The sequence below is a fragment of the Eoetvoesiella sp. genome, assembly GCF_035555955.1.
Lineage (GTDB): Bacteria > Pseudomonadota > Gammaproteobacteria > Burkholderiales > Burkholderiaceae_B > Eoetvoesia.
The window spans coordinates 48,418-71,655 of sequence record NZ_DATMGA010000014.1 but is presented as its reverse complement, the minus strand read 5'-3'; the positions used below and the strand labels follow the sequence as shown (position 1 = coordinate 71,655).

The 23,238-nt window shown below is 64.3% G+C and carries 18 protein-coding genes; 10 read left to right on the top strand and 8 right to left on the bottom strand.

Annotation, left to right across the window (positions count from 1 at the left end):
* Positions 1-10: 10 nt before the first annotated feature.
* Entirely contained in the window at positions 11-1,792 is a 1,782-nt protein-coding gene (locus VNT00_RS03690; protein ID WP_325584640.1) for a ClcB-like voltage-gated chloride channel protein, read from the bottom strand.
* 164 nt (positions 1,793-1,956) lie between these two features.
* Here VNT00_RS03690 and VNT00_RS03685 point away from each other — a divergent pair, with 164 nt between their 5' ends.
* Both VNT00_RS03685 and VNT00_RS03680 read left to right on the top strand, forming a co-directional pair.
* The gene (locus VNT00_RS03685) at positions 1,957-2,658 is read left to right on the top strand and encodes a response regulator (RefSeq protein ID WP_325584638.1); all 702 of its coding nucleotides are present in this window, start codon (positions 1,957-1,959) and stop codon (positions 2,656-2,658) included.
* Between the two features lie 9 nt (positions 2,659-2,667).
* The gene (locus VNT00_RS03680) at positions 2,668-4,164 is read left to right on the top strand and encodes an ATP-binding protein (protein WP_325584636.1); all 1,497 of its coding nucleotides are present in this window, start codon (positions 2,668-2,670) and stop codon (positions 4,162-4,164) included.
* A 61-nt stretch (positions 4,165-4,225) separates the two neighbouring features.
* On the opposite strand, the gene VNT00_RS03675 is transcribed toward VNT00_RS03680, so the two are convergent.
* Both VNT00_RS03675 and VNT00_RS03670 read right to left on the bottom strand, forming a co-directional pair.
* Positions 4,226-5,275, bottom strand: a complete 1,050-nt coding sequence (locus VNT00_RS03675) for a cytochrome d ubiquinol oxidase subunit II (RefSeq protein ID WP_325584634.1) — start codon at positions 5,273-5,275, stop codon at positions 4,226-4,228.
* Positions 5,272-6,612, bottom strand: a complete 1,341-nt coding sequence (locus tag VNT00_RS03670) for a cytochrome ubiquinol oxidase subunit I (protein ID WP_325584632.1) — start codon at positions 6,610-6,612, stop codon at positions 5,272-5,274. The genes VNT00_RS03675 and VNT00_RS03670 overlap by 4 nt, the downstream gene beginning before the upstream one ends.
* A 279-nt stretch (positions 6,613-6,891) precedes the next feature.
* On the opposite strand from VNT00_RS03670, the gene VNT00_RS03665 reads away from it, so the two are divergent.
* The 4 genes from VNT00_RS03665 (at position 6,892) to minE (ending at position 10,796) form a co-directional block, all read left to right on the top strand.
* Entirely contained in the window at positions 6,892-8,649 is a 1,758-nt protein-coding gene (locus VNT00_RS03665; RefSeq protein WP_325584630.1) for a glutamine--tRNA ligase/YqeY domain fusion protein, read from the top strand.
* A 101-nt stretch (positions 8,650-8,750) separates the two neighbouring features.
* Positions 8,751-9,524 carry a septum site-determining protein MinC gene (gene minC / locus VNT00_RS03660; RefSeq protein WP_325584629.1) on the top strand — a complete coding sequence of 258 codons (774 nt, stop codon included), beginning with the start codon at positions 8,751-8,753 and terminating at the stop codon, positions 9,522-9,524.
* Between the two features lie 188 nt (positions 9,525-9,712).
* Positions 9,713-10,528 (top strand): septum site-determining protein MinD, encoded by an 816-nt coding sequence (minD, locus tag VNT00_RS03655; protein WP_325584627.1) that lies wholly within the window; start codon positions 9,713-9,715, stop codon positions 10,526-10,528.
* Position 10,529: 1 nt separating this feature from the next.
* A complete protein-coding gene (minE, locus tag VNT00_RS03650) occupies positions 10,530-10,796 on the top strand; it encodes a cell division topological specificity factor MinE (RefSeq protein ID WP_325584624.1) in 267 nt (88 codons plus the stop codon).
* 103 nt (positions 10,797-10,899) lie between these two features.
* On the opposite strand, the gene VNT00_RS03645 is transcribed toward minE, so the two are convergent.
* Both VNT00_RS03645 and ettA read right to left on the bottom strand, forming a co-directional pair.
* Positions 10,900-11,127, bottom strand: a complete 228-nt coding sequence (locus VNT00_RS03645) for a YMGG-like glycine zipper-containing protein (RefSeq protein ID WP_325584622.1) — start codon at positions 11,125-11,127, stop codon at positions 10,900-10,902.
* A 182-nt stretch (positions 11,128-11,309) separates the two neighbouring features.
* Positions 11,310-12,983 carry an energy-dependent translational throttle protein EttA gene (gene ettA, locus VNT00_RS03640; RefSeq protein ID WP_325584620.1) on the bottom strand — a complete coding sequence of 558 codons (1,674 nt, stop codon included), beginning with the start codon at positions 12,981-12,983 and terminating at the stop codon, positions 11,310-11,312.
* 180 nt (positions 12,984-13,163) lie between these two features.
* Here ettA and VNT00_RS03635 point away from each other — a divergent pair, with 180 nt between their 5' ends.
* Positions 13,164-13,670 (top strand): hypothetical protein, encoded by a 507-nt coding sequence (locus VNT00_RS03635; RefSeq protein WP_325584618.1) that lies wholly within the window; start codon positions 13,164-13,166, stop codon positions 13,668-13,670.
* Positions 13,671-13,737: 67 nt separating this feature from the next.
* Here the strand turns inward: VNT00_RS03635 and VNT00_RS03630 are convergent, their stop codons facing one another.
* Complete coding sequence (locus VNT00_RS03630; RefSeq protein WP_325584616.1) at positions 13,738-14,682, bottom strand: glycosyltransferase family 2 protein; 945 nt, start codon at positions 14,680-14,682, stop codon at positions 13,738-13,740.
* A 101-nt stretch (positions 14,683-14,783) separates the two neighbouring features.
* The gene (locus tag VNT00_RS03625) at positions 14,784-14,912 is read right to left on the bottom strand and encodes a hypothetical protein (protein ID WP_279389462.1); all 129 of its coding nucleotides are present in this window, start codon (positions 14,910-14,912) and stop codon (positions 14,784-14,786) included.
* 161 nt (positions 14,913-15,073) lie between these two features.
* On the opposite strand from VNT00_RS03625, the gene uvrA reads away from it, so the two are divergent.
* Positions 15,074-20,818 (top strand): excinuclease ABC subunit UvrA, encoded by a 5,745-nt coding sequence (gene uvrA / locus VNT00_RS03620; protein WP_325584612.1) that lies wholly within the window; start codon positions 15,074-15,076, stop codon positions 20,816-20,818.
* An 86-nt stretch (positions 20,819-20,904) separates the two neighbouring features.
* Here the strand turns inward: uvrA and VNT00_RS03615 are convergent, their stop codons facing one another.
* A complete protein-coding gene (locus VNT00_RS03615; RefSeq protein ID WP_325584610.1) occupies positions 20,905-21,738 on the bottom strand; it encodes a tRNA threonylcarbamoyladenosine dehydratase in 834 nt (277 codons plus the stop codon).
* Between the two features lie 116 nt (positions 21,739-21,854).
* Here VNT00_RS03615 and VNT00_RS03610 point away from each other — a divergent pair, with 116 nt between their 5' ends.
* Both VNT00_RS03610 and pdxH read left to right on the top strand, forming a co-directional pair.
* Positions 21,855-22,520, top strand: coding sequence for a gamma-glutamylcyclotransferase (locus VNT00_RS03610; protein WP_325584608.1), 666 nt, complete (start codon positions 21,855-21,857; stop codon positions 22,518-22,520).
* A gap of 88 nt (positions 22,521-22,608) precedes the next feature.
* Positions 22,609-23,238, top strand: a complete 630-nt coding sequence (pdxH, locus tag VNT00_RS03605; RefSeq protein WP_325584606.1) for a pyridoxamine 5'-phosphate oxidase — start codon at positions 22,609-22,611, stop codon at positions 23,236-23,238.

The following is a 23,238-nucleotide window of genomic DNA, read 5'->3' as shown; positions in this document are numbered from 1 at the left end:
AAGACCAATCCTAGGATTTTCTGGAAGAAGTATCAAGCAGGGCTTCGCCGCTTTGGTCCAGCGACTTCTTGAGCGCCGAATACTTTTCCAGCAACGACGATTTGTAGACCACGCCCAGCAGCACCGCTTCGTCGCCGCGGCTGACGACCGGCAGGCGCTCGCCCTGGAACTTGACGAACTGATCCTGGGCCTCGTCCAGGCCCATGTCCGGATGCAAGGGCTTTACGAAGTCCAGCCGCAGGACGTCGCCGGCCTTGGTTTCCTGCACGTCGCCCTGCACCAGCAGCATGCTTGTCAGATCCTGCTGGGCTATCACGCCCTGAAAGACATTGCCCTCGTTCACCACATAGAGGTACTTGACGGGGTACTCCAGGAACATCTGCGCCGCATCCTTGAGCGGCGCCGTGGTTGGTATGACGGTCTGGGCCGGCCGCACCAGTTCGGCCAACTGCGTATTGCGCAGGCGCCGGCGCAGGACGATATCCCGTTCGCGGGCCAGCGTCACGTTGTACATGGCCACTTCGGCAATGGTGCGCGACATGAAATAGGCCAGCACGCAGGCCAGCATCAGCGGGACGACGACCTGGTAGCTGAGCGTCATCTCGAAAATCATGAGTATGGCCATGAGCGGCGCGCCAGTCGCCGCTCCCAGGAAGGCCCCCATGCCCACCAGGGTGAACAGGTGGGGGGAAATCGCCAGCCCCGGCCAGACCAGCAGCACCGCCTGGCCGAACAAGGAGCCGAATGCCGCGCCCACGAAAATGGTGGGCGTGAACACGCCGCCCACCGCGCCGGAACCCACGGTGAACATGGTGGCGGCCACCTTGCACACCAGCACCAATGCAACGGCCTGCCAGGCCCAGGGATCGTGCAGCAGCGACACGATGACGCTGTAGCCATTGCCGGCCATCTTCGGCATGAACACCAGCAGGCCGCCCAGGAACAATCCGCCCAGGCCTAGCCGCAGCGACAGCGGCAGCTTCAAGCTGCGAAACCCCTTGCGGGCCAGGTCGAGCAGCCGGAGGAACTGCGGCGCCGCGGCGCCCGACACCAGGCCAAGCGCCACGAACGGCAGGATGTGATCGACGCTCAGCGCCGCGCCACTGTCGGCGACCGGATAGGTAAGATGGTAGTGCCCCGTCCAGCGCATGGTGATGTGCGATGCGGCGGCGGCGATAAGCAAGGGCCCGACGCTTTGTATGGCCATGGTGCCCAGCACGATCTCGGCGATGAACAGCGCACCGGCAATGGGTGAGCCGTACGCGGCGGCCACGCCGGCCGCCGCGCCGCAGGCAACCAGCAGGCGCAGGCGGGCCGTGTCGAAATACGCGAAGCGGCCGATGGCCGACGCGCATAGCGACGCCAGGTGCACCATGGCGCCCTCGCGCCCGATGGAGCCGCCCGAAGCCACCGACGACAGCGAGGACAACGACCGAAGCAGGCCTTGCCGTATGGAAAGACGGCCATCGCCGATGGCGACGGCCTCCATGTAGTCGGAATTGCTGCCCGCTTTTATTTTGGCGGCCCACTGCAAAAGCAGGCCGGCGACGACGCCGCCCAGCACCGGGAATACGATCCGGCCATACCAGGGCAAACTGCCGATGACCCCCGAAATGGAGCCCGACCCGCCGGTGCACAAGCGCTGCACCAGAAAAATACCTTGGTGGAACAGGACAGTGGCCAGCGCCCCCAGCACACCCACGACGGCGGCCCACAGCAGCATGGCGGGCGATGCCGACAGCCACTCCCAGCGCTTGAGTCGGTCGCGCGTTGCGCTCAGCACATCATTCATTCACGCTCCATATGCCGTGGATGACGGGAATCCGTAAAAATGGCAAGGCCGCATGGCCGGCCGGACGCCGAACCGGAGTATTCGAATCAACCAAGCAGTCCATAGGTATTTCAGTTTATTTCGCACGGCTTGCAAGCCGAAGCATCGATAGGCACACTTGCATCATGGACGACATTCTGATCAAAGTGCTGGTTGTCGACGACGACCCCGCCCTGCGGCAATTATTGGCCGATTATCTTAACCGACACGGCTATGATACGCTTTTGGCGCCCGACGCCCGCGACCTCGAATCCCGCATCCAGCGCTTCAGCCCCGACCTCGTCGTCCTCGACCGCATGTTGCCCGAAGGCGATGGCGCCGATGCCTGCCGGCGACTGCGCCAGCTTGGCGAAGACATTCCCATCATCCTGCTGACCGGGCGGGACGAAACCGTGGACCGGGTCATCGGTCTGGAAGCGGGCGCCGACGACTACCTGGGCAAGCCCTTCGACCCACGCGAACTGCTGGCGCGCATTACGTCGGTCCTGCGCCGCAAAAAGGGCGCTTCCGCCCTCGTCAAGGAAAAACCCGTGGCTTTCGGGCCGTTCATCTTCGACCCGGCCACCCGCCAGTTGTCCAAAAACGGCGAACTCATCAAGCTCACCGGCGGCGAGGTCAATCTGCTGGAGGCGCTGGTCAACAACGCCGGCAAGCCGCTTTCACGCGACCGCCTGCTGGCGCTGGCGCGCGACGACGACGAAGGCGAACGCAACGACCGCGCCATCGACATCGCCATCCTGCGCCTGCGGCGGGCCATCGAAGACGACCCCAAGCAGCCGCGCTGGATACAAACCGTCTGGGGCGTCGGCTACCGATTTTCCCCATAACGGCCGGCCATGCGGTTTCTTAATTTCCTGCGCTCCCTCCACGCCCGGCTGATCCTGCTGACACTGGGCACGATACTGCTGGTGCAGGCGGCCACGCTGGCCACCGTCAACTACTATCGCCAAAAGGTCACCCAGGGCGTCACCGTCGATGTCGTGGCCACCACCATACGCACCGTGCGCGCCGCCCTGGCCCAGATTCCTCCCGACGAGCGCGCGGGGTTCGTGCGCCAGGCTTCCCATAACGAATGGCATCTATGGTCGCGCGAAATCGGCCTGCGCCGCCAGGAAATGCGCCCGCCACCGCCCCATGGCGAACCGCCCGATTCGCCCGAGCCCCCCAGGCTGGGCGAATTCCGCGAGTTCCGCAGGGGTAGACCCGACCGGCCGCCTCCTCCGCCGCCCATGCCGTCCAATATGCGGCAGGACCTCAAGCAGTTTGTGGATGCACTGAACGAAAAGCTCGACGACGGCACCCGCGTCGGCCTGTCGCGCGGGCGCGTGCCGCGGCTGTACATTTCATTGATCCCCGACGACCCGCCCTTCGCCGGCGCCGCCGCGGCCGGCGACGACGATGCGCGGGACAACCGCGAGTGGCTGGTGATTCCGCTCGATCGCATCGCCCCCCCGGACCCCATGCCGATCACTCTGGTCTGGCTGGCGGGCATGGGCCTGCTGCTGCTGATCTCCGCCGCATTCTCCTGGCACATCACCCGGCCGATTACACGCCTGGTGGCCGCGGCCGACCAGCTCGCGGCCGGCCAGCCGCAGCGCGTCGTGCCATCGGGCCCATCCGAAACCCGCATCCTGGGCGAACGCTTCAATGCCATGCTCGATGCCCTGGCCGAATCGAACGCCGTGCGGCACACCCTGCTGGCGGGACTGCCGCACGACCTGAAAGGACCGCTGTCGCGCATGTGGCTGCGCATCGAGATGATCGACGACTCGGCCTTCAAGGACGGTATACGACACGACATCCAGGACATGCAGCGCATGGTCGACCAATTCATCGGCTTCGTGCGCGGCACCGACCCCAACACCTACCGCTTCGCCGCCATGGACATGGCGGCGTGGCTGGACGAGCAAGTGGAAGCCTGGAAAAGCGCCGGCAGCCAGGTCGAGCTGCGGGAAACGGTGAGCGCCCCGCTCATGGTCAAGGCCGATCGCCTGGCGCTGGGCCGGCTGCTGGACAACCTCGTCACCAATGCCATGAACTATGCCGCGCCGCCCGTCGAAATCACCCTGGGCGCCGACAGCGGCAACGCCGTCCTGACCATCTCGGATCATGGCAAAGGCATTCCCGAGGCGCGCCGCGCCGAAGCGCTGCGGCCGTTTTCGCGCCTGGACGACGCGCGAACGCGCACCGGTTCGGTCGGCCTGGGCCTGGCGCTGGCCAATGCCATCGCCCGGGCTCATGGCGGCGCCCTGACCCTGGGCGAAGCCCCCTGGGGCGGCCTGAAGATCACCATCACGCTGCCGCTGGAGGAAGGCCCGGAATCCGCAACCTAGTGTGTGCTGTTTGGCTGGTTCGCCAGCCCCCACGGACTGTTTGTGCCTGGCGCGGCACAGGCTAACCTTTGAACTTGGGCGGGGAAGGCGGCTTGGACAAGCCGAACATGCGCCAGTAGACCCAAAGGTTGAAGATCAGCACGACCGGCAGGGCCACGACCGCCGCCGCCAGAATTAGCCGCAGCGAGCCCACCGAGGCGGCGGCGTCCCAGATGGTGATGTCGTCCAGCACCAGGTAGGGGAAAAAGCTGTAGCCCATCCCCCCCAGTGTTATCAGGAAGATCAGCAAGGTCATGGCAAAAGGCAGCGCGGTATTGCGGTAGCTGCTGTTGATCATGCGCTGCAGGCACATCTCGATGGTAACGAAGCAGGCCAGCAACAGCCCCCACAAGCCCACGACCAGCGGCCATTGCGGGCCGTCGCTCCATTTCAGGAACACCCCGCTGTTGGCGAACGCCAGCACCACGGAAACCCCGACCGAGCCCGCGGCGGTCCAGCGCACGACATGCCGGCCCCACATGACGGCGCGCACGCGCAGTTCGCCGCGCACGCGCATGATGAGCCACGACGCCCCCAGCAGGCAGTAGGCCAGCAGCGCGCACACGCCCAGAAACGCCGAGAACCACATATAGCCGAGATCGGTCTGGTAGGACACCACCAATTGGCCCAATAGCACACCGTGCGCCACGGCGGTGATGAGCGACCCCACGGCAAAACCCTTCAGCCAGCGCCCCTGCATTTCGATGGGAGAGCGCAAGCGCAGCTCGAACGACACCGAACGCAGCAACACGCCCAGGGCCAGCAACGCCAGGGGCAGATACAGCTGCCCCATGATGCTGCCCCAGGCGTGCGGAAACGCGGCCACGAACAGGCCCATGCCCAGGAACAGCCAGAACTCGTTGGCGTCGCGCCATGGACTCAGCAGCGACAGCATGCGCGGACGCAGCTCGCGCGGCGCGAACAGCACCAGGCAGCCCACGCCGATATCGAAGCCGTCCAGCACCGTGCCGGCCACGATGGTGGCGAACAGCAGGCCCATGAAGACCAGGGGCATCCAGAAGGAAGGATCCTGGGCGTTGATTCCCAACAGACTGACCAGGGTATCTATCATGCCCGCCCCCTGCGCCGCGCGATCGGCACCACGCCGTAGCGCACGATGTGCGTCAGCAATTGGAAAAAGCCGTACAGCAGCACGGCATAGACCAGCACATACGCCGCCAGGCCCGCCATCAGCACATTGGGGCTGGTATCGCCGACGATCTCGGCCAGCGTGATGGCGCCGTTGACCGCGTACGGCGCCAGGCCGAACAGCATATGGCACATGATGGCCAGACCCAGCACCCAGCCCGAAAACGTCATGCCCGCGACAATCCGGCGCCATGTTTCCGACAGCACGCCCGGATCGTACTGCCTTTTGCGCAGGCGCCAGAACGTGCCCCAGGCCAGAACGGCCATGGCCAGCCAGGCCGCAAGCACCAGGCGGAACGACCAGAAAGTCAGCGCCACGGGGGGAGCCATGCCTGAAATCCGGTCCAGCCCGATGGGCACGCCCTTGTCGTCATGCGACAGCCAGCGGCCTCCGGCGTGATGCCACAGCAGGGCGGCGCGGTTGACGCCGCGGGCCTGGTCGGGCCATGCCGCCAACACCAGATCGGGCTGCACGCCGCTATGCCAATAGGCGGCCGTGGCCGCCGCCTTGCCCGGCTGGTGCAGCGCGACTTGCTGCCCGTAGCCGGCCACGGCGACCGCCAGCGCCACTACGCCCGCCATGGCCGCGAACAGCCCGGTGCGGAACGCCAGATGCTCGCCTTCCACCAGGGGATGGCGAAAGGCCTGGCGCACGCTGACCCCCATGAGCAGAAAAGCCGCGGTCAGCGCCGCAACGACCAGCAGCAGGCCGAACATCCACCCCGCGAAGGGATTGAGGACAATATCGCCCCACTCCACCGCCGCATACTGCCCATCCACCAGCAAGGCGCCGGCGGGAGCCTGCATCCAGGCCAGCAGCACCGTGAGCCAGCCGGCGGCGGCGGTTACGCCCACGGCAACCATCAGGACGAGAACCGTATGGATGCGTTCGGACACATAGCGCTGCCCGAACAGCATGGCCCCCAGGAAGCAGGACTTGAAGATGAAGGTGGTGAGGATGGCGCCGGCCAGCAAAGGCCCCGCGACGTCGCCGATCTTGTCCATGAGGGCCGGCCACAGGCTGCCGACCTGAATCAGGACGGGCATGCTGGATGCCAGCGTGAGGATGACCGCCAGGGCGAACACCCGCACCCAGAATCGATACGCATCCGTCCATCCCGCGCGCGCGCTGAATGAAGCGCCGATCTTGAAGAACAGCAGAACCCAGGCCAACCCGATTTCGATCGCCAAGAAGATCGAAAAGAAGCCGAGGCTCAAGAAGAACTGCGTCTGGGATAGCCAGAGGTTCAAGTTTGTCATAATGAACGCTAGTGTCCTGTTTGACTAATTCGAATACTTATCTTCGGCGCCTGAACTCGCCATGCGGTGTTGCAAATCCGCGCGATAGCTACGGCTATCGCTGTGGTTTGCGCCTTGCCTGACGAGCCCATGCATCCGAATATAAATACACGAACCAATCAAACAGGACACAGTTTAGCCAGTTTGGAGGCCGGCCTGGAATCCCGCACAGGGCAAATGGCGCCGAACGTGGCAAAATGCTTATTTCACTGGATACTTCCGTCTTTTTCCAACCCCCGTATGACTTCCTCTTCTTCGACAGCCCCGGCGTCCAATTTTCTGCGCACCATAATTGAACAGGATCTGGCCAACGGCGCCTATGCCGGCAAACGCTGGTCGGGCAGGCCCGGCCCGGCTTCGGTGCAACAGCAGGGCGGCCTGGACGCCGCCAGAATCCGCACGCGCTTTCCACCGGAACCCAATGGCTACCTGCATATCGGCCACGCCAAAAGCATTTGCCTGAATTTCGGGCTGGCCCGCGACTTCCAGGGCGCCTGCCATCTGCGCTTCGACGACACCAACCCGGAAAAAGAAGACGACGAATACGTCAACGCCATTATCGACACGGTCAAGTGGCTGGGTTTTACCTGGGAAAGCCAGGACGAGAGCAATCTTTACTACGCCAGCGACTACTTCGACTATATGTACGGCTTCGCGCAGGCGCTCATCCGATCGGGCAACGCCTACGTCGACGAACAAACCGCCGACCAGATGCGCGCCACCCGCGGCACGCTCACGGAGAAAGGCACGAACTCGCCCTGGCGCGACCGCCCCGCCGAGGAATCCCTGGCTCTGCTGCAGGAAATGCGCGACGGCAAGCACCCGGACGGCAGCCTGGTCCTGCGCGCCAAGATCGACATGGCATCGCCCAACATGAACCTGCGCGACCCCGCGCTGTACCGCATCCGGCATGCGCACCACCACCGCACCGGCAACAAGTGGTGCATCTACCCCATGTACACCTGGGCCCATCCCGTCGAGGACGCGCTGGAGGGCATCACCCACAGCGTCTGCACGCTGGAGTTCGAAGACCAGCGCCCCTTCTACGACTGGATACTCAACAAGCTGGCCGACCTGGGCGAGCTGGCACGCCCCCTGCCGCATCAATACGAATTCGCCCGTCTCAACCTCAGCTATGTCGTCACCAGCAAGCGCAAGCTGCTGGAGCTGGTGCGCGAAGGCTACGTCAACGGCTGGGACGACCCCCGCCTGCCCACATTGGCCGGACTGCGCCGGCGCGGCTACACGCCGGAATCCATCCGCCTGTTCTGCGAGCGGCTGGGCGTGTCCAAGGCCGATTCGCGCATCGACTACAGCGTGCTCGAACAAGCCCTGCGCGACGACCTCGACCCCAAGGCGGACCGCCGCGTGGCCGTGCTCGACCCGCTCAAGCTGGTCGTCACCAACTACCCCGAAGGCCAGTCCGAGCTTTGCCACGCGCCCCGCAACCCGCACAACCCCGAAGCCGGCCAGCGCGAGTTTCCCTTTTCGCGCGAGCTATGGATAGAACGCGACGATTTCCGCGAAGATCCGCCCAAGAAATACTTCCGGCTGTTCCCTGGCAACATGGTGCGCCTCAAGTACGGCTACGTCGTCAAATGCACCGGCTGCGTCAAGAACGACGATGGTGAAATCACCGAAGTGCATGTCGAATACCTGCCCGACACAAAAAGCGGAACCCCGGGCGCCGACGCCGTCAAGGTCAAGGGCGCCATTACCTGGGTCAGCGCGGCGCACGCCGTCCAGGCCGAGATCCGCCTGTACGACCGGCTGTTCGCCGACCCGCACCCGGACGCCGGCGACAAGAACTTCCTGGACGCCCTGAACCCCGACTCCTTCCAGGCCGTGCAAGGCTGGATCGAGCCCGGCACCCACGCCGACCCCGACTCCTGCTGGCAATTCGAGCGGCTGGGCTATTTCGTCGCCGACCGCATCGACTCCACCCGGGAAAAGCCCGTCATCAATCGCGCGGTCACCCTCAAAGACTCCTGGATTTGAAGCCCGAACGCCTTTCGTCCCACGCCGCAACGCAAAACACTCGGCTTTGCCCCGACTTTCTGGTATTTTGTCGAGGCAAAGCTCCCTGATAAAGACATATCGTGAGTAATTCCTCTTCGCCCAAAGAACAACCCGCGCTCGACTTCAAAAGCGCCACGCTGTATGCCGTGCGCATTGTCCTGCACGACCACGACCTGGAAGCGCTGATCGCCACGCTGGACCAGCGCATGCGCGACGCCGGCTCGTTCTTTGAAAACGAGCCCGTGGTCGTCGATGCCTCGGGCCTCGAAGAAACCGTCGACTGGAAAGCCCTGCTGCAAGCGCTGCGCGGGCACGCCCTGCACCCCATCGGGGTCGTGGCCTCCGGCGCGAACCTCGAGGCCGCACGGGCCAGCGGGCTGGCGCTGGTCGACCTGTCGGCGGCTCCAGTGCGGCCGGCCAGCACTCCCGCTCCCGACAAAGAAGTGCCTGTCGTCGCGCCGTCGGCGCCTCCCGCGCAGGGGGCCCAAGATGCCGCCCCCGCCGTGGCGCCCGCCGCCATGATCATCAACCGCCAGCTGCGCTCGGGCCAGCGCATCTATGCCCGCAATACCGACCTCATCGTCATCGGCGTGGTCGGCCAGGGGGCGGAAGTCATCGCGGACGGCAACATCCATGTGTACGGCCCCTTGCGCGGCAAGGCCATGGCGGGCGCGCGCGGCGACACCAGCGCCCGCATCTTCACCACGCAGTTGAACCCCGAACTGCTGGCCATCGCCGGCGTTTATCGCGTCATCGAGACCCAACTGGACAAAAACCTGCACAACCAGCCCGCCATCGTCCAGCTCGACGGCGACACGCTGCGCATCGCCAGCCTTGCCAAGGACACCCATTGAACGACGAAGCCACAGGCCGGCGGCAAAACACGCGCGCTGCATGGCGCAACCGCCGGCCCGGGGTCGGCAGGATAAGTTTTGTTGCCAACCCAATAACTGTTTAACGGCCGTTCACGGCCAATTCCATGCATTTTTGCATTACGATTACGTGATTTAATAAAACCAAAGACTAAAGGGATTCAATCGACATGGCGCGAATTGTTGTAGTGACTTCCGGTAAAGGCGGGGTGGGCAAGACAACCACCAGCGCCAGCTTTTCCTCGGGACTGGCAATGCGTGGATTCAAGACGGTGGTCATCGACTTCGACGTCGGACTGCGCAATCTGGACTTGATCATGGGCTGCGAGCGCCGGGTCGTCTACGATTTCGTCAATGTCATCCAGGGCGAAGCCACCCTGAACCAGGCCCTGATCCGCGACAAGCAGCTCGAGAACCTGTACGTGCTGCCCGCCTCGCAAACCCGCGACAAGGACGCCCTTACCAAAGAGGGGGTCGAAAAAACCCTCAACGACCTCAAGGAAATGGGCTTCGAATACATTGTCTGCGACTCGCCCGCCGGCATCGAGACCGGGGCGCTCATGGCCTCGTACTTTGCCGACGACGCCATCGTCGTCACCAACCCCGAGGTCTCATCGGTGCGCGACTCCGACCGCATCCTGGGCATACTTTCGGCCAAGTCCCACCGCGCGGTCAACAACGACGAGCCCATCAAGGAATACTTGCTGCTTACCCGCTACAACGCCAAGCGCGTCGCCGACGGCGAAATGCTTTCGCTGCAAGACATCGAAGACATCCTGCGCATCAAGCTGATCGGCGTCATCCCCGAGTCCGAAGACGTGCTGCAGGCTTCCAACCAGGGCATTCCCGCCATCCATCTGCGCGACAGCGACGTCTCGGCGGCGTACCAGGACGTCGTGGCCCGCTACCTGGGCGAGGAGAAACCGCTGCGTTTCGTCGATTACGAAAAGCCCGGCCTGTTCAAACGCCTGTTCGGAGGGAAATGACATGTCCTTCCTCTCTTTTCTTCTCGGCGAGAAAAAAACCTCGGCCAGCGTCGCCAAAGACCGCCTGCAGCTCATCCTCATCAATGAACGCGGCGACGGCGTCGCTCCCGACTATCTTCCCCGCCTGCAAAAAGAGCTGGTCGAGGTCATATCCCGCTACGTCAAAATCAACCCCAACGACATCAAGGTCAACCTCGAACGCCAGGATTCCCTGGAAATCCTCGAGGTCAAGATCGAAATGCCGCAGGCCGAAGCCCGCTCTTCATAAAAAAAGCCTGAGTCCCGATCTGCACCGGTAAACTCAGGCCTTGGTTTTTGCGGACCAGGGGGCGGCACGAAGCGCCCCGCCGGTCGGCGCAAGCCGGGGCGGCTTATTTATTCTTGCCGACCTGGTCGCCGATTACGCCGCCGATGGCCGCGCCGCCTACCGTACCCAGCACACCGCCGCCGGTCACTACCGCGCCCGCGACACCGCCTATCCCCGCACCGGTCACGGCGCTTTTCTGGCGATGACTCATGTTGTCCCACGAGGAACACCCCGCCGCGGAAACCGCCAACAAGCCTACCGCCGCCAATTTGCCTAGATCGATGATTTTCATAGTTGAACTCCTATAGGACTATTCTTGTAACCACGATACCCGATTCGGGAATTGAGCACCAGCGGATTGCGTAGCTGGTTGTTAATTTTGTAACAAACGCGGGAAGCAGGGGCGGGACACAAGGCCCGACGACACTGGCATGTTTTGCCGTTCGCACGGCCTCTTTCCACCTTATGTTACGTTTATTTGAGCGCTTTGTAGCGTAATCGCCGGGGTTTGGCGCCTTCGTCGCCCAGGCGGCGCTTTTTATCCGCCTCATATTCCTGGTAGTTGCCGTCGAAGAACACGACCTGGGAATCCCCCTCGAAAGCCAGGATATGGGTGGCGATGCGATCCAGGAACCAGCGGTCGTGGCTGATGACCAGCACGCTGCCGGCGAATTCCAACAAGGCGTCTTCCAGCGCGCGGAGCGTTTCCACATCGAGGTCGTTGGAGGGTTCGTCGAGCAGCAGCACGTTGCCGCCGGCGATCAGGGTTTTGGCCAAGTGGAAGCGGCCGCGCTCGCCGCCCGACAGCTTGCCCACCAGCTTGTTCTGGTCGCCACCCTTGAAATTGAAGCGGCCCAGATAGGCCCTGGACGACATTTCGAACTTTCCGACCGTGATAAGGTCGGCCCCGTCGGACAGCGCATCGAACACGGTCTTTTCATCGGGCAGGGCCTCGCGCGACTGGTCGACATACGCCAGCTTGACGGTCTTGCCGATGTTTACCGCGCCCGCATCGGGCTTGTCCTGCCCCGCGATCATGCGGAACAGCGTGGATTTGCCCGCGCCGTTGGCGCCGATGATGCCCACGATGGCGCCGGCCGGTATCTTGAAGCTGAGGTTGTCGATAAGCAGGCGGTCGCCGAAGCCCTTGCTGACGTTCTCGAACTCGATGACCTCGTTGCCCAGCCTTTCGGCGACCGGCACGAAGATTTCCTGGGTCTCGTTGCGCTTCTGGTATTCGTGCGACGACAGCTCTTCGAACCGGGCCAGGCGTGCCTTGGCCTTGGCCTGGCGGCCCTTGGGATTCTGCCGCACCCATTCGAGCTCTTTCGTGATGGTGCGCTGGCGCGCCGACTCGGCGGCCTCTTCCTGTTTGAGGCGATCGTCTTTTTGCTCGAGCCAGGAACTGTAATTGCCTTTCCAGGGAATGCCGTGGCCCCGATCCAGCTCCAGTATCCACTCCGCGGCATTGTCCAGAAAATAGCGGTCGTGCGTCACCGCCACCACCGTGCCGGGGAAGCGGCGTAGGAACAATTCGAGCCATTCGACGCTTTCGGCATCCAGATGGTTGGTGGGCTCGTCCAGCAGCAGCATGTCGGGCTTGGAAAGCAGCAGCCGGCACAGCGCCACCCGGCGCTTTTCGCCGCCCGACAACTTGCCGACGACGGCATCCCAGGGCGGCAGGCGCAAGGCGTCGGCGGCAATTTCCATTTGATGCTCGATGTCGTCCGAGCCGCTGGACGCCGCCGCCGCAATGACGGCCTCGAGTTCGGCCTGTTCCGTGGCCAGTGCGTCGAAATCGGCATCGGGCTCGGAATAGGCCGCATACACCTCGTCCAGCCGCTTGCGCGCCGAGAACAGCTCTCCCAGGCCTTCCTCGACCGAGGCGCGCACCGTGTGTTCTGGGTCGAGCTGGGGTTCTTGCGGCAAATAGCCTACCTTGATACCGGGCATAGGAACGGCTTCGCCTTCGATTTCCGTGTCCACACCCGCCATGATCTTGAGCAGGGTGGATTTGCCGGCGCCGTTCAGGCCCAGCACCCCGATTTTGGCGCCCGGAAAAAACGATAGGGAGATGTCGCGCAGGATCTGCCGCTTGGGCGGCACGATCTTGCCGACCCGATTCATCGTATAAACGTATTGAGCCATAACAACCAGATAGACGAAATTAAGAATTGCAAAGGTTCCCATTGTAGGCCGGCCCGCGAAATAAAACCTCGCTCCGGGCGCGCCCCGCGGGACATGCATTAAAATCAGGCTGCAACGCCACAGTCCGACCGCGGCATCGCCGCGGCGGCCAAGGCCCCACCCTCCGCCTGAACCACCGACATGCCATCCGCCGACCCAGACCTGAATTTCACCGCCGAAGAACTCGACCTGCTCGGGCGTACCGCCGACGCGCTAAGCGCCTTCATGGGCAAGCCTGTGCTGGCCGAGGTCGTCGATGCCAGCGAAACCGGATTCGAATGGGTGATTTTCGCCATTCCCCTGGACGTCGAAGACGGCGGCGAAGACAAGGTCATCGTGCAGATCGGCGGACCCGGCGCCCGCATCGTCGGCAACAAGGGCGGGCTGGAGCCCGGCGACGACGTCTACGACTGCGAATACCTTTGGGCGGTGCAACTGTCGGACATCGAGGGAGTTCGATTCATCAAGGTGGACCAGGACGGCGATGAGGTCGCCTGGAGCGACGATTTGCGCAGCGTCCTGCCGTTCGAACTCACCGACGCGCCCCTGCCGGACGACGATGACGACGACCTGGGCGAAGACGACGATGAGGGCGACGACGACCTGAAAGATCTATTCGACGAACCACCCCATCGTACTCTGCACTGACGAAAGCCCCGGCGCCTCGAATGCCTGCCTGTGAATGGGCTGCGGCCCTTATCAGGCTCCGCGCCGATCAGGCCCTGCGCCGGTCGCGCCAGTAAAGCATGGCGCCCACGGGCCACATGAGTCCAACCAGAACACGGGCGCCAAGGCCCTTCAGGCGGCGCCCCGCCAATGGAAGCTTCGCGCCGTCGTGCTTCAGGTGCATGGCGAACCGGGTGTAACGCGCCGCCGCCTTGAAAAACTCGGCCGGCTGATAGCGAAACCATGGCAAACACTCCACCACAGTGTCCTGGGCCAGCAGCCACAGCCCCGCCGCATGTTGCGCCCCGCTGGCGCGGCCTTGGGCCGACAAGGAGTCGGCGCTGTCGTAATAGGTTCTGAACACCTGGTTCACGAACCGCGTCAGATACCCCGCGCGCGCAATGGCGCGCCATACCAGGCTCTCGGGCACGAAGCCGGCAATGTCCTCGGGAAAGGGAAACTGGCGCAGCACGTCCACGCTCATGCAGCCGAACTTCTCGCCGCCGACGCGATACTTGAACGACATGTCGATGGCGGTGGCGTCGAATTCGTCCTGCGGGAACATATCGCCGACGATGCTTCCATTCGGGCGGGCGCACAGGCCCGTAATGGCGACATAGCGGGAGCGCTCCCGCTCGGGAATGCCCTGCCAGGCGCGCGCCATGGCGTCCAGCGCATTCAGGTCAAGGCTGTCGTCGCTGTCGAGCGCCACCACCAGTTCGCCGCTGGATTCCGCCACGCCCCGGTTGAAGGCGGCCTTTTTATGCTGGTTGGTCTGCCAGATGTAGCGGATGGGAAAACGGGCCTGCTGCTGCCACGCCTGAACCACTTCCCGCGTGTTGTCGCTGGAGCCGTCGTCGATCACGACCCATTCGAAGTCCTGGAAAGTCTGCTCGGTGAGCGAGGCGTAGACCCGCGGCAGCGTATCGGCTCGGTTGTAGGTGGGGGTAAGGACGGTGAAAAGATGGCGTCGCGAACGTGGTTTGCTCGACATTTTTATGAAGATGCCTTGTTGTCGCTATTTTTTACCATGATAGCCAAAAAAAAAACCACAAGTTCGAAAACTCATGGTTTTTTTACTTAAGATACAAACTCTTAAACGCGTTTGACTTTCTCAAGCATCTTGAACACGCCTTTGGGCGATTTGATGAAAAGACGCTTGAACGCCTTGCCCAGGCAACGGCGCTCGAGGGTGTTACGGCGCGTACGTTTGATTTCTGCCACAATAATCTCCGGAACTTAAATTGGCTGGCATAAACCCCAAACGGCCGGGTAAGCCAGAACATTGAAACCTTACCTAACCCGCCATTCTACCGTAACTCGGGCTCCGGTCAAAATCGGCCCGCCGCCGCAATACGGCCAGAACAGTATTTCACAGTGTAGTCATGAGCTCTCAAATTCGCATCGTTGGCGCGCGCCAGAACAATCTCAAGAACCTCGACGTTTCCATCAACACCGGTGAACTGCTGGTGCTTACGGGGGTCTCGGGCTCCGGCAAAAGCTCGCTGGCCTTCGACACCCTGTACGCCGAAGGCCAGCGGCGCTATGTGGAAACGTTTTCGCCCTACGCGCGCCAGTTCCTCGACCGCATGGACAAGCCGCAGGTCGACCGCATCGAAGGCATCCTGCCCGCCATCGCCATCGACCAGGTCAATCCGGTGCGCAACTCGCGCAGCACCGTGGGCACCATGACCGAGCTCAACGACCACCTCAAACTGCTGTATGCCCGCATGGGCAGGCTGTATTGCCGGTGCTGCGGCGCCAGGGTGCAGCGCGACAGCGCCGAATCCATCTACCGCGAGCTGGCGCAGCGCGCACAGGCCGGCGACCCCAGGCTGGTCGTCACCTTCCCCGTCGCCGTCCCGTCCAATTTCACGGAAGGCGAAGTACGCGGCTACCTGGACCAGCAGGGCTACACCCGCATCCACCACGAAGAAACCGTCGACGCAGCGCCCGATGAAACGCCCGCGAAAAAAGGCAAGGCCAAACGCGCGGCAGGCAAACCCCAGCAGCAGCGCGTCCTGCACGTCATACAGGACCGCTTCCGCTACGGCAATGCCGAAACGCCGCGCGTCATGGAAGCGCTGGACGCCGCGCTCAAGCAGGGCGACGGGCACATCACCATCTATGCCTCGTCCGACGCGCAGTCCCCCGAAACCGCATGGCGCTTCAGCAACCGCCTGCATTGCGCGCAATGCAACATCGAATACACCGCCCCCCTGCCCAGCACCTTCTCGTTCAACTCGCCGCTGGGCGCCTGCGAATCGTGCCGGGGCTTCGGCCGCGTCATGGGCATCGACTACGGCCTGGTCATCCCCGACGAGAAAAAAACGCTGCGGGACGGCGCCATCAAGCCTTGGCAAACCAATAGCTACAAGGAATGCCAGACCGAGCTGGAAAAATACGCCGGCCCGGCGGGCATACGCCTGGACATCCCCTGGGCCCAGCTCAGCGAAGCGGAAAAACAATGGGTCATAGGCGGGACGCCCGACTGGAAGGGCGGCATGCACGCCTGGAAAACCCAGTGGTACGGCGCCCAGCGCTTCTTCGACTGGCTGGAGTCGCGCGCCTACAAAATGCATGTGCGCGTGCTGCTGTCCAAGTACCGTTCGTACACGCCCTGCCCGGCCTGCGGCGGCGCGCGGCTCAAGCCCGACGCCACGCTCTGGCGGCTGGGCGAAGTCAAGGGCAAGGCGGACGACGCCTACCCCAGGTTCATGCCCGTGCAGGCCGCCTGGAGCCGCGAGCAGCTCGACGACCTGCCCGGCCTGGGTCTGCACGACCTCATGCGCCTGCCCATCCAGCAAGTGCGCGAGTTCTTCGCCGGGCTCAGTTTCGGCAACGCGCTGGATGCCGCGCTTGAACTGCTGCTGGAAGAAGTCCGCACACGACTCAAATTCCTGTGCGACGTGGGGCTCGGCTATTTGTCCCTGGACCGGCAAAGCCGCACGCTTTCGGGCGGCGAAGTCCAGCGCATCAACCTGACCACGGCGCTGGGCACATCGCTGGTCAACACCCTGTTCGTTCTGGACGAACCTTCCATCGGCCTGCATCCGCGCGACATGCATCGCGTGGTCGAAGTCATGCACCGCCTGCGCGCCAGCGGCAACACCCTGGTGGTGGTCGAACACGATCCGCAGGTCATGGTGGCTGCCGACCGCATCATGGACATCGGCCCCGGGCCCGGCGAGCGCGGCGGACGCATCGTCTTCGACGGCACGCCCGAGCAGCTGCGCAACAGCGACACCCTGACCGGCAACTACCTGGGCGGGCGCCTGCATGTCGAGGCGCCGCGCCCCATGCCGGTCGCCGACAACACGCCCCGGCTGCTGCTGGAAGGCGTCACCGCCAACAATCTCAAGAACGTGTCGCTCTCGGTTCCGCTGGGCCGCCTGGTGTGCGTCAGCGGCGTGTCGGGATCGGGCAAATCCACCCTGATCCAGGACGTGCTGTATCCGGCCATCCTCAAGCTGCAGGGCAAGCCCACCGAGTCCCCCGGCGCCCATACGCATTTGCTGGGCATCGAGCAGATCGCCGACGTCGTCATGGTGGACCAAACCCCCATCGGCAAGACCGCGCGCTCGAATCCGGCCAGCTATGTGGGCGCTTTCGACGCCATCCGCAAACTGTTCGCCCAGGCCGGCGTCTCGCGCGAGCGGGGCTACACGGCGGGCACGTTCAGCTTCAACACCGGCGACGGCCGCTGCCCCACTTGCGGCGGCACCGGCTTCGAGCATGTGGAAATGCAATTCCTGTCCGACGTCTACCTGCGCTGCCCGGACTGCGACGGCAAGCGCTTCCGCCCCGACATCCTGGAAGTTCGCGTCGAGCACCTGGGCCGCAGCGCCTCCATCGACGAAGTCCTGGAAATGACGGTCAGCGAAGCCCTGGAGTTTTTCAGCGGCCTGCGCGACGTGCAGTACGGCCTGGCGCCGCTGGCCGACGTGGGGCTGGAGTACGTGCGGCTGGGCCAGCCCGTGCCCACGCTGTCGGGCGGCGAAGCGCAGCGCCTCAAGCTGGCCGGCCACCTGGCGGCGGCCGCCCGCAGCGGCATCTCGTCGGCGCGGGTCGCCAAAAAGGGCAGCCTGTTCCTGTTCGACGAGCCCACCACCGGCTTGCACTTCGACGACGTGGCGCGGCTGATGCGCGCCTTCCGGAAGCTGCTGGCGGCCGGCCATTCGCTGCTCATCATCGAGCACAACCTGGACGTGCTGCGCGCCGCGGACTGGATCATCGACCTGGGACCCGAAGGCGGCGACGCCGGCGGGTACATCGTCGGCCAGGGCACGCCCCAGGACCTCATGGGCAACGCGGCTTCGCACACCGGCCGCGCGCTGGCCGACTACACCACGGCCATCGTCTACGAAGATCGTTCGCGCCAGGCCGTGCTGGCGGCCGAACCCCCGGCCAGCTACGCGGACGACGCCGGCACGCCGCTGCAGTCGGCCATACAGCGGCAGCGCCAGGCGCACAGCATCGACATCGTCAATGCGCGGGAACACAATCTCAAAGGCATCAATGTCTCGATCCCGCGCGACACCTTCACCGTCATCACCGGCGTGTCGGGTTCGGGCAAATCCACCCTGGCCTTCGACATTCTTTTCAACGAAGGGCAGCGCCGCTACCTGGAGTCGCTGAACGCCTACGCGCGCGCCATCGTCCAGCCGGCCGGCAAGCCGGACGTCGACGCCATCTACGGCATCCCGCCCACCGTCGCCATCGAACAGCGCACCAGCCGCGGCGGGCGCAAGTCCACCGTGGCCACCATGACGGAAATCCACCATTTCCTGCGCTTGCTGTACGTGAAGCTGGGCACGCAAATGTGCCCCGACTGCCACGTGCCCGTGGCGCCGCAAACCGCCGACCAGATCGCGGCGCAACTATTGCGCGACTACAAGGGGCGGCACATCGGCATCCTGGCGCCGCTGGTCACCGCGCGCAAAGGCTATTACACGGACCTGGCCAAATGGGCCGGCGGCAAGGGCCACAGCCATCTGCGGGTCGACGGCGAATTCATTCCCGTGGCGCCCTGGCCTCGCCTTGACCGCTACAAGGAACACACCATCGAGCTGCCGGTCGCCGACCTGCTGGTCGATGCGCGGCAAGAGCCGCAACTGCGCGAGGCCATACGAGCCGCGCTCGAGCACGGCCACGGCAGCCTGAGCGTGCTGCTCGACCTGACCACGGACGGCGCCACGCTGGCCGACCGGCGCGAGGCCGGCGTGGCGGACAGCCCCCGGCAAATGCACTTTTCCGTGAAACGCGCCTGCCCAAGCTGCGGCACCAGCTTTCCCGAGCCCGATCCGCGCATGTTCTCGTACAACTCCAAGCACGGCTGGTGCGCCAGTTGCTTCGGCACGGGGCTGCAGCTCAAGGATTTCGACGCCGAGCAGACCGGCGAAGAAGCCGCCTGGAATGCCTGGTACGAAGGCGAAGCCGCCGTCTGCCAAAGCTGTCACGGCGAGCGGCTCAATCCGGTAGCGCGCGCCTTTCTCTGGCGCGACCGCTCCATCGCGCAACTGGCTGGCCTGTCGGTTTCCGAAGCGCAAACCTTCTTCGCCGGCCTGGTCAGCCGGGGCCGCGAAGTGGAGATCGCGCGCGACATTCTCGCCGAGATCCGCGGCCGCCTTGACTTCATGCAGGAAGTCGGGCTGGGCTACCTGGCGCTGGATCGCGCCGCGCCCACGCTTTCGGGCGGCGAAGCGCAGCGCATCCGCCTGGCCGCCCAGCTGGGCTCCAACCTGCAGGGCGTGTGCTACGTGCTGGACGAGCCCACCATCGGCCTGCATCCGCGCGACAACCAGATCCTGCTCAACGCCCTTTCCCAACTGGAGGGCAACGGCAATACCCTGGTGGTGGTCGAGCACGACGAAGACACCATACGGCGGGCCTCCCACGTCATCGACATCGGCCCCGGCGCCGGCATACGCGGCGGACGGGTCGTGGCGCAAGGCACGGTGCAGGACATCATCGAGAATCCCGCTTCCTTGACCGGCAAGTACCTGAAAAATCCCCTGCCCCACCCGCTGCAGGGCAGGCGGCCGGTCGATGCCAAAACCGCCATGCTGCGCATCCAAGGCGCGCACATGCACAATCTGCGCCATGCCGACGTGGACATTCCCATTGGACGGCTCAGTGTGGTGACCGGCGTATCGGGGTCGGGCAAATCTACCCTGGCGCGCGAAGTCCTGCTGCACAACCTTGCTCACGCCGTCAGCCAGCGCAAGGCCCCCGAATGGCTGGGCTGCGACAGCATTACCGGCTGGGAGCAGATCGACCGCGTGCTCGAAGTCGATCAGACGCCCATCGGCAAGACGCCGCGCTCCTGCCCCGCCACCTATGTGGGATTCTGGGACGATGTGCGCAAACTGTTCGCCGGCACACGCGAAGCCCGGGTGCGCGGCTGGTCCCAGGCCCGCTTCTCGTTCAACACCGGCGAGGGGCGCTGCCCGCTATGCGAAGGCCAGGGCATGCGCACCATCGAAATGAGCTTCCTGCCCGACGTGAAAGTGCCGTGCGACGCCTGCGGCGGCGAACGCTTCAACCGCGACACGCTAAGCGTGAAGTGGCTGGACAAAAGCGCCGGCGAAGTGCTCAAGATGGAGGTCGACGACGCCATCGGCTATTTCGCCTCGCATTCAAAAATATCGCGCACCCTGAAGCTCATGCAGGACGTCGGCCTGGGCTACCTCACGCTGGGCCAGCCCTCGCCCACGCTTTCGGGCGGCGAGGCGCAGCGCATCAAGCTGGTGACCGAGCTGACCAAGGCCAGGCTGACCGACGGCGTCATCACCACCGGCCGTGCCTCGCGCATTCCGCACACTTTGTACGTGCTGGACGAGCCCACGGTGGGGCTGTCGATGGCCGATGTGGAAAAGCTCATCCACGTACTGCATCGCCTGGTCGAGGCCGGCAATACCGTGGTGGTCATCGAGCACAACCTGGACGTCATCGCGGAAGCGGACTGGATCGTGGACATGGGGCCCGAGGGCGGAACGGGCGGCGGGCGCCTGGTCGCAGCCGGCTCACCCGAGCACATCATGCAGCGCCACGCCATTTCGCATACAGGAGCCGTGCTGAAGGAGTTCATGCAGGCCGAAGGCATCGCCAGCGCCAGCCACGCGGCGTAAGCACGGCCCGGCGCGGGGAATGCCACTGGCATCCAGCGGGGTTCTTGCGGATTGCATAGCCTGGGCCGGCCTTGGCCCAGGCCGTCTCAGGCGGCGAAACGGCCCGTCAACAGCCAGGTAATGGCTTCGTTGGCCGCCGCCATGCCCATGGCAGCGGTCACGGTCACCGACGAGCCGTAGCCGGCGCACGACAAGCCTTGCAAAGCCGTACCGGCGGCCTCGGCTTGCGCGGTCTCCTCCAGCCACAGATGGGGCAATTGGGCCGGCTGGTCGAACCACAGCGTGCGGACTCCCATTTTGGGCACGCGCTTGCGCACCTTGCCGGCCTGATCCGACGCCTTGGGATAGCCATGCTTGCGGCGCAGGGTATTGCGCAGCTTGGCCAGCAAGGCGTCGTTCAGCGCGCCCGACAGATCGCTGGCACGCAAACTGAGGCTGTCGGTCTTGCCGCCCGCCCCGCCGCAAACCACCACGGGCCGTTTTCTGTCTCGGCAGGCCAGGATCATGGCGGTCTTGGCGCTGATCTGGTCGGTGCAATCCACCAGCAGCGTCACGTCGGGCGCCAGCACCTGTTCCACGTTTTCGGGCGTGACGAAATCATCGACCAGGTTCAGCCTGCAAGCCGGATTGATGCCGCGCACGCGCGCGGCCATGGCCTCGACCTTGGCCTGGCCCAACGTATCGGTCAGGGCATGCAATTGCCGGTTGATGTTGGATTCGGCCACATGATCCAGGTCGACAAGGGTCAGCGCGCCAATGCCGGAACGTGCCAGCGCCTCGGCGCACCACGACCCCACCCCGCCGATGCCGGCGACGGCCACATGCGCCTGCATCAAGCGCGCCAGACCCGGCGCGCCGTACAGGCGTTCCAGGCCGCCAAAGCGGCGTTCCATATCGGCATCCATGTCCAAATCAGTCATCCTTTCCCTTGCGCCTTTCGGCATGGCCTTTTCCATTGTTCCGCAAACGACACCTCGACAGGCGATTAATATTATTATTAGATCATGCTGCCGATTCAGATTTACAGACCCGTCCCATGACCCAGCCCCCCAGCCTCGAATCGCTTATCTCCTCCAGCGGAGCCAGCTTCCGCCTGCTTACCGACAGCGAGCGCCAGGCGTCGCTGGATGCCTTCCTCAAGCCTTGGCATCCCCGCCACGATGTCTGGGTCTTCGGCTACGGCTCGCTGGTATGGCGGCCCGAATTCGACTTCCTGGAACAGCGCCATGCGCGGGTCAACGGCTATCACCGTTCGCTATGCCTGTGGTCGCGCATCAATCGCGGCACGCCCGAGCGCCCCGGCCTGGTATTCGGGCTGGACGTGGGCGGCTCCTGCCGCGGCATGGCCTACCGCATCGCCTCGCACCAGGTACAAGAAACCATGCAGGAGCTCTGGAAGCGCGAAATGCCCAGCGGGGCCTATATTCCCAAATGGCTCAACTGCCACACACGCGAAGGCGCCATCAGCGCTCTCGTCTTCACCATGGATCGCAGCAAGGACGCCTATGTGCGCGGTCTGAGCAAGGAACAACTGGTGGACATCGTGCAAGGCGCGCGAGGCACCTACGGCCCCTGCTCGGAGTACATTCTCGAAACCGCCCAGGCCCTGGAACTGGCCGGCATACGCGACCGAAAGCTGCAAACGCTGGTGGCCCAGCTGCGGGACAAGCCGCCCAGCACCGTGCAAGGCAGCCAGCCTTGACGGCATCGGGCGGGTAAAATGGCGGATGCTTGCCGGGCGGCCCCGGCGACACGGCCACCAGCCCCCACCTTCCATCACCGCGATCATCATGACCCTCGCCGACCTGCGTAAAAAGTACGAAAAAGACGTCCTGCTCGAATCATCGCTGGCCGCGACGCCGCTGGAGCAGTTTTCGAAGTGGTTCGACGAGGCCATGCAGGCCAACGTCCCCGAGCCCAACGCCATGACCCTGGCGACCGTCGACGGCAACGGCCGCCCCTCGGCGCGCATCGTGCTGCTCAAGGGCCTGGACGAGCGGGGGGTGGTGTTCTTCACCAACTACGAATCGCACAAAGGCCAAGACCTGGCCGCCAATCCGCACGCCAGCCTGCTGTTCTTCTGGCAGCCTATGGAGCGCCAGGTGAGGATCGAGGGCATCGTCGAAAAAACGTCCGGAGCCGAGTCCGACGCCTATTACGACAGCCGGCCGCTGGGCTCGCGCATCGGCGCCTGGGCCTCGCCCCAAAGCCAGCCCATCACGCGCGAAGACCTGGAAAAACGCAACCAGGAATTCACCGCCTCGCTGGGCCAGGCGCCCTCGCGCCCCCCGCACTGGGGCGGCTACCGGCTCAAGCCCGACTATGTCGAATTCTGGCAGGGCCGGCCTTCCCGCCTGCACGACCGGCTGGCCTATACGCTTGACGGCGGGCAATGGAAATTGTCCCGCCTTGCCCCTTGA

Excerpts from the sequence above, each read along its gene's own strand:
- VNT00_RS03645 (WP_325584622.1), bottom strand. The coding sequence starts at position 11,127 with ATGAAAATCATCGATCTAGGCAAATTGGCGGCGGTAGGCTTGTTGGCG.
- ettA (WP_325584620.1), bottom strand. The coding sequence starts at position 12,983 with ATGGCTCAATACGTTTATACGATGAATCGGGTCGGCAAGATCGTGCCG.
- uvrA (WP_325584612.1), top strand. The coding sequence starts at position 15,074 with ATGAGCTCTCAAATTCGCATCGTTGGCGCGCGCCAGAACAATCTCAAG.
- VNT00_RS03610 (WP_325584608.1), top strand. The coding sequence starts at position 21,855 with ATGACCCAGCCCCCCAGCCTCGAATCGCTTATCTCCTCCAGCGGAGCC.
- minE (WP_325584624.1), top strand. The coding sequence starts at position 10,530 with ATGTCCTTCCTCTCTTTTCTTCTCGGCGAGAAAAAAACCTCGGCCAGC.
- VNT00_RS03685 (WP_325584638.1), top strand. The coding sequence starts at position 1,957 with ATGGACGACATTCTGATCAAAGTGCTGGTTGTCGACGACGACCCCGCC.
- VNT00_RS03630 (WP_325584616.1), bottom strand. The coding sequence starts at position 14,682 with ATGTCGAGCAAACCACGTTCGCGACGCCATCTTTTCACCGTCCTTACC.
- VNT00_RS03665 (WP_325584630.1), top strand. The coding sequence starts at position 6,892 with ATGACTTCCTCTTCTTCGACAGCCCCGGCGTCCAATTTTCTGCGCACC.
- VNT00_RS03675 (WP_325584634.1), bottom strand. The coding sequence starts at position 5,275 with ATGATAGATACCCTGGTCAGTCTGTTGGGAATCAACGCCCAGGATCCT.
- VNT00_RS03690 (WP_325584640.1), bottom strand. The coding sequence starts at position 1,792 with ATGAATGATGTGCTGAGCGCAACGCGCGACCGACTCAAGCGCTGGGAG.
- pdxH (WP_325584606.1), top strand. The coding sequence starts at position 22,609 with ATGACCCTCGCCGACCTGCGTAAAAAGTACGAAAAAGACGTCCTGCTC.
- VNT00_RS03635 (WP_325584618.1), top strand. The coding sequence starts at position 13,164 with ATGCCATCCGCCGACCCAGACCTGAATTTCACCGCCGAAGAACTCGAC.
- VNT00_RS03615 (WP_325584610.1), bottom strand. The coding sequence starts at position 21,738 with ATGACTGATTTGGACATGGATGCCGATATGGAACGCCGCTTTGGCGGC.
- minD (WP_325584627.1), top strand. The coding sequence starts at position 9,713 with ATGGCGCGAATTGTTGTAGTGACTTCCGGTAAAGGCGGGGTGGGCAAG.
- VNT00_RS03680 (WP_325584636.1), top strand. The coding sequence starts at position 2,668 with ATGCGGTTTCTTAATTTCCTGCGCTCCCTCCACGCCCGGCTGATCCTG.
- VNT00_RS03670 (WP_325584632.1), bottom strand. The coding sequence starts at position 6,612 with ATGACAAACTTGAACCTCTGGCTATCCCAGACGCAGTTCTTCTTGAGC.